The 5,830-nt window shown below is 66.5% G+C and carries 5 protein-coding genes and 1 pseudogene; 2 read left to right on the plus strand and 4 right to left on the minus strand.

The genetic code is table 11. The features are described 5' to 3' along the window. A partial coding sequence (locus E1261_RS42695) for a hypothetical protein (RefSeq protein WP_238176797.1) occupies positions 1 to 918 on the plus strand: 918 nt, incomplete at its 5' end. A 13-nt stretch (positions 919 to 931) separates the two neighbouring features. Here E1261_RS42695 and E1261_RS42700 read toward each other — a convergent pair. The 3 genes from E1261_RS42700 to E1261_RS42710 form a co-directional block, all read right to left on the minus strand. Continuing rightward, the gene (locus tag E1261_RS42700) at positions 932 to 2,323 is read right to left on the minus strand and encodes a class I SAM-dependent methyltransferase (protein ID WP_238176798.1); all 1,392 of its coding nucleotides are present in this window, start codon (positions 2,321 to 2,323) and stop codon (positions 932 to 934) included. A gap of 98 nt (positions 2,324 to 2,421) precedes the next feature. Beyond that, positions 2,422 to 3,474 (minus strand): pseudaminic acid synthase, encoded by a 1,053-nt coding sequence (gene pseI / locus E1261_RS42705; RefSeq protein ID WP_132415715.1) that lies wholly within the window; start codon positions 3,472 to 3,474, stop codon positions 2,422 to 2,424. Continuing rightward, a complete protein-coding gene (locus E1261_RS42710) occupies positions 3,471 to 3,959 on the minus strand; it encodes a GNAT family N-acetyltransferase (protein WP_132415717.1) in 489 nt (162 codons plus the stop codon). Before E1261_RS42710 ends, pseI begins: the two co-directional genes overlap by 4 nt. 84 nt (positions 3,960 to 4,043) lie before the next feature. Here E1261_RS42710 and E1261_RS42715 point away from each other — a divergent pair, with 84 nt between their 5' ends. Beyond that, positions 4,044 to 5,609, plus strand: a complete 1,566-nt coding sequence (locus tag E1261_RS42715; protein WP_132415719.1) for a glycoside hydrolase family 10-like protein — start codon at positions 4,044 to 4,046, stop codon at positions 5,607 to 5,609. On the opposite strand, the pseudogene E1261_RS46720 reads toward E1261_RS42715, so the two are convergent. Beyond that, a pseudogene (locus E1261_RS46720) lies at positions 5,606 to 5,830 on the minus strand (hypothetical protein); the annotation flags it as partial. The gene E1261_RS42715 and the pseudogene E1261_RS46720 sit on opposite strands and share 4 nt — an antisense overlap.

A 5,830-nucleotide genomic window follows, 5' to 3' on the forward strand; every position in this document is an offset into this window, starting at 1 on the left:
CCTCACACCCTCTACACCCAATCCGGCCCCACCACCCTCAAGGCAGCCGCCACATCGGTTGGGTGGCGCACCAGAGTCAGTGCAGTCACGCCTGACATGCTCGGAACGGTTGGGTACGACTCCACCGTCGTACCGCGCGAAGTACCGGCCGGTGAGACAGTGGAAACTGTGCTGTTCCGGCTGGCTGCGGCTGAGGATGTTCCGGGGTTCCGGAAGGTTGCTGCGGCGTTGGGTGAGTGGGCTCAGAGCTCTCGGGTGCTGCTGCGCTGGGACGACATCATCGTCGACGGCGACACCTTCGCGTTCGGCATCTCCGGCTGGGTCGCCCCTGAGCAAGTCGACAAGAACGACCTGCTCGCAGCAGCTTGGCTACGCTTCCACAAACGCCTGGTCGACGCCCACCGCCGCCACCCGTGGCCGCCGTGGATGGTCGGCGACGACCTGGTCTCGACCTGGCTGTCGATGTCCGGCGTACCGCCAGTCGACCCGACCCCCGCAACCGCACCCCACGTCGAATCCGCGGTCGCCGAACAAATTGCCTGGGGCAAGCAGTTGGCCGCCGCCCTGTCCGCCGTACTGGACCCGCGCGAGCACACTCAGCCCGACCTCCGCACCGCCCTCGCCGACGCCGACCGCGCTCGCCTCGAACTCACCGAACTCCAAGGTCACGTCTTCGGCCTGGAACGCACCCTCGGCTTCCGCAACAAGGCCCTCAAAACCCGCGAGAACCGCATCCGCGAACTCCGTGCCCAGGTCCAGAAGGCCACCGCCGACCGCAACAAACTCCACCGCTCCCGCTCCTACGCCCTGGCCCGCACAGTCGCCCGCGCCGCCCAGATCCGCAACCCCCGCAAACTGGCCGCCAAAACCAAACGCACCCTCCACAAACACCTCAACAAACTCCGCCCACCCCGCTGAACGGCGGTCCGCTTCAGCGGCGGGCTATCAGGAGTTGGTGGGTGTCGGGCCAGTCGAGGGGATCACCTGTGGGACTGGTGATCGCGGCGACGGGGGCGATGCGGTTGGCGATGACCCAGTCGTTGCGCCATGCCTTGGACGACGGGTCGAGGTGGAAGCCCGCGCGCTCCGCCACCGCTGACCAGCCGGCGAAGTCGAGCCCGCAGAACTGCTCGTGCGTCTCGCTCAGCCAGTTGTCCACATAGTCCTTGCGGGTCAGGAAGTCCATCGCATCGGCCGACCGCAGTACCAGCTGATCACCCCGTACGGCGTACTCGAACGGCACCGAGGCATTCCGCCGGAAGTCCTGTGCGAACTGGAAGAACCGCGCCCGCGTCGACAGTTGACCGACGTACGACGCCGGATCGTCGAGCGCCTCCAGCTCCATCGGCTCGGACGGGTTGACGCCGTCGCTGTCGTCCAGCTCCAGTACGACGGACCGGTCGGGCTCGGCCGGTCCGCAGACATCGGAGTTGATCCAGACACCCTCCGGCGCGGTGTGCGCGAACAACGCATCCGCGAACCGCTGGACGGTCTCGGTGCGCGACCCATCGGCGTACGACCAGATCTCGTGTGTCAACGCGAGCGTCAGGGTCGTGTCGATCGACCGTGCAGGGAAGACGGCCGAGCCGAGCATGTTGCGTTGGTAGAAGTAGACATTGGGATTGCGGAAGAGCCCTTGTTCCTTCTTGTGCTCGCATTCGGCGTACAAATGCCGCGCGACCTCGACCCCGATCAGGTCCGACTCATGGAACCGCGCATCCGCATCAACCAACTGCAATGTCGCGCCGGTCGCACACCCGATATCCAGAATCCGCCCCGGCCGGACGAACTCCTTGATCTGCTGCCATTTCCGATCCGCCGCGGTCTCGAACGCATCGGCATACGTCTTGTAATCCCGCGTCGTGGTGAGCCCGCCGTCATCGCCCACCACCGGATCGTTCACGCACCGCTGCACATGTGCATCCAGCGCATACCGCTCGAACACATCCACCGTCGCCGGGTGCGCCACCGCCCGCCATTCATCGTTGCCCGCAGCAACCATCAGCAGTACGTCCCAAGGCCGCAACACCGCCTCGGGCTCAACCCCGACGACCTCGAACCCGAGCAGTTCGTACAACTTGCTCACCTCAGGCGTGGAACAAGCCACCACCGTGTTTTCCGGCGTCAATCGCACGAGATCATCCGTCCCGGCCTCAATAGCCTTCACGGTCACCTCGGCAAACTCATCCGTCGGCGGCGTATCCACCACGCCCACCACCAACGACCGAATCCCCTCCGCCACACTGAACCGCTCGATCGCCGCCTGCCGCCGATCAAACCCCACCGGATTCCGCTTCGTCGTCCGGTGATTGGCCGAAGTCACCGCCCAAACCACAGTCCGCCCCCGCGCCACCTCCCGCAGAAACTCCCCCTGAAACCGAGTCAAAACATGATGCCGCCCCGGAAACAACAAGTACTCGGTCACAGCAGATCCCAGGTGAGCGGCGTACCGGCCTTGACATCCACGCGGAACGGGCGGCCTTGCACTTCGGGAAAGACATGCGGCGCGAGGCCGCCGGCTGGACGGATAGAGCGGACGTTCTCGGTTGTGACCGGAGAGCCGGCGGTGGTGTCTTGGGTGACGTAGAGGGAGCGGCGGAAGCGGAGGACGTTCTGCTCGGCTTGTTTGGGGCCGATGACTGGGCGGCCGAGGGCTAGTTGGGCTACTCGGGTGTTCTCGACGAGGGACTCGAGTTCGCCGGGCTCGAGGGAGAAGGCCGAGTCGACGCCGCCGTCGACCCTCTTGAGGGTGACGTGTTTCTCGATGACGGTGGCGCCGAGGGCGACGGCGGCGATGGCGGCGCCGATGCCCATGGTGTGGTCGGAGAGGCCCACCTGGACGTCGAGGGCGTCGCGCAGGACGGGGATGGCGCGCAGGTTGGACTGTTCGGGCGGAGCCGGATAGCTCGCCGTACAGGACAGGACGATGATCTGTTCGTTGCCGGTGGCTCGCGCGGCACGGACTGCAGCGTCGATGTCGGTGAGGGTGGCGGAGCCGGTGGAGATGATGATCGGCTTGCCGGTCGCGGCCATGCCCTGGACGAGTGGCAGGTCGCCGATCTCGTTCGAGGCGACCTTGTACGCCGGAACGTTCAGCTTCTCGAGGAAGTCGATCGCCGTCGAGTCGAAGGCGGACGAGAACGCGACCAGCCCGAGTGACGTGGCCAGCTCGAAGATCGGTTCGTGCCAGGCCCACGGGGTGTGCGCCTCTTCGTAGAGGTCGTAGAGCCGCGCCTCGCTCCACAGTTCGTGCTCGACCGGCAGCCGGAAGGCGGGCAGGTCGACGTCGAGGGTCATCGTGTCGGCGGTGTAGGTCTGCAGCTTCAGCGCCTGCGCGCCGGACTCGGCGACCGCCCGGACGATGTCCTTGGCTCGCTCGAGATCGCCGTTGTGGTTCCCCGACATCTCCGCGATGACGAACGGCTGATGCTCCGGCCCGACCGGCACGCCACCGATCGTGATGGTGTCCTTCACTTCTTCCTCCGGTCCTCGCGACGCAGACTGATCGGGATCACGGTCACCGCGCCCCGCTGCTCGGCCGCCCCCTCGACGAACCGGAACCGCCGGTTCATCTGCCGGACGACGGTGTTGTGTTCGAGCACCTCGCCGGTGAGCAGGTCGAGCCCGAGCTCATCGAACGCGTACGCCGTCGCCTCGCGCATCACCTCGATCCAGGCCGGCAGCGTCTCGCCGCGCTCGGCCAGCCCGTCCGCGTCGAGGAAGAACCCCCACGACCCGGTCGTGCCGTCGAGGTCGGAGAAGTTGACCACTCCGGCGGTTCCGCCGTCCCGAACGTAGATCAGCACCCGCCGCGTCGGGTCGACCGACGCCTTGGCCCACCACGCCGCATGCTCGGCCGCACCGATCTCGTGCGAGGTGATGCTCACTTCCCGATTGGCCTGCTGGTTCCGCAACCGCCGGATGGTGTCGACATCATCGTCTGTGGCGGCCCGCAACATGCCCCCTAACCTAGCGTCTTCCTACCAGCGTCCCGATGTGTAAACATCTTTCCACTTCATCTGTAGCTATTGTCGGAGAGTGACATGAGAGTCTGGCGTGCCATGGGCGTACTTGGTGCCACCGCAGGTCTGTTGCTGGGCGGAGTAGCCAGTACGGCGTCCGCCGCGCCGGCGCCGTCCGACGACGCTCGCTGTGCGCCCAGCTCGACCACACCGCTGCGGCAGTTCCGCGCAACGTGGATCTCGTCGGTGGTGAACATCGACTGGCCGTCGAAGACCGGTCTGACCGCTGCGCAGCAGCAGGCTGAGCTGACCGGCTGGCTGGACGATGCGGTCCGCCAGAAGCACAACGCCGTCGTACTGCAGGTGCGGCCGACTGCTGACGCGTTCTGGCCGTCCAAGGTGGAGCCCTGGTCGCGGTACCTGACCGGCACCCAGGGCGGCGACCCCGGCTACGACCCGCTGAAGTTCGCGGTGGCTGAGGCGCACAAGCGCAATCTCGAGCTGCACGCCTGGTTCAACCCGTACCGGCTCTCGATGGGCACGGACATCAACGCCCTGCTCCCGACCCACCCGGCGCGTCAGCACCCGGACTGGGTCGTCACGTACGGCGGGAAGCTCTACTACAACCCCGGTATCCCAGCAGCACGCAAGCTGGTCGAGGACGCGATCATGGACGCGGTGTCGAACTACGACATCGACGGTGTCCACTTCGACGACTACTTCTACCCGTACCCGGTGGCCGGCCAGGTCTTCAATGACGCGGCGACCTACGCGGAGTACGGCGGTGGAATCCCGACCCTGGCCGAGTGGCGGCGCAACAACATCAACCTGCTCATCCAGGAAGTGCAGGGGCGCATCAAGGCAGCCAAGCCGTGGGTGAAGTTCGGCATCTCGCCCTTCGCCGTCTGGCGCAACAAGGCGACCGACCCGGAAGGCACCGACACCACTGCCGGCGTCCAGACGTACGACGACCTGGCCGCGGACACCCGTCGTTGGGTGCGTGAGGAGTGGATCGACTACATCGTTCCGCAGGTCTACTGGGCCGGCGGCTTCGCACCGGCGGACTACAACAAGATCGTCCCCTGGTGGGCCGAGCAGGTCCGCGGCACCGACGTCCACCTCTACATCGGCGAAGCGACGTACAAGGTCGGTACGTCGACGCAGTCACCGGACTGGGCCGACCCGGCCGAGCTCAGCGACCACATGACCTTCGACAGCACGATCCCCGAGGTCAAGGGCAACATCTTCTTCTCCGCCAAGGACGTCCGCGCCGACCGCCTCGGCGCGACCACTCTGCTCAACAACACCTGGTACACCCGGCCGGCACTCATCCCCGCCATGCCGAACCTGGACTCGCGCGCTCCACTCCCACCCCACGCAGTCCACGCGACCCGCACCACCACCGGCGTCCAGCTCAAGTGGCGTCCCACCTCACCTGACAGTACGTCGTACGCCGTCTACCGCCGCGAGCTCCTAGCCGGCGACCACTGCCCCGACAACGACGCCCGCAACCTGCTGACCACCACCCGCTCCCAGTCCTACCTGGACACCACAGCAACCCCAGGCGTGCGCTACCTCTACACCGTCACAGCCCTGGACCGCCTGTCGAACCAGAGCATCCCCATCCCCACCATCAGCCTGCGCTAGACGCCGGGTGAGCTAGGTGTGAAGTTCGGAGTGGAGGCGTTGCCGGTCGGCAGCGTCCCACTCGGGATGGGCTGGCTCGGGATGAAGGGGCTGCTGGGCTGCTGTGTCGGGAGCGTGCCGCTCGGCTGCTGACTCGGGAACGTCGGGAAGGTCGGCGTCGGACTGGGGAAGCCCGGAGTGCCGCTAGGGAAACTCGGAGTCCCAGTCGGGAACGACGGAGT

Source organism: Kribbella albertanoniae, assembly GCF_004348455.1.
In the GTDB taxonomy this organism is placed as follows: domain Bacteria; phylum Actinomycetota; class Actinomycetes; order Propionibacteriales; family Kribbellaceae; genus Kribbella; species Kribbella albertanoniae.

Bases quoted from the DNA above. Each gene is read 5' to 3' on its own strand.
- E1261_RS42710 (WP_132415717.1), bottom strand. From the start codon at position 3,959: ATGTTGCGGGCCGCCACAGACGATGATGTCGACACCATCCGGCGGTTG.
- E1261_RS42715 (WP_132415719.1), top strand. From the start codon at position 4,044: ATGAGAGTCTGGCGTGCCATGGGCGTACTTGGTGCCACCGCAGGTCTG.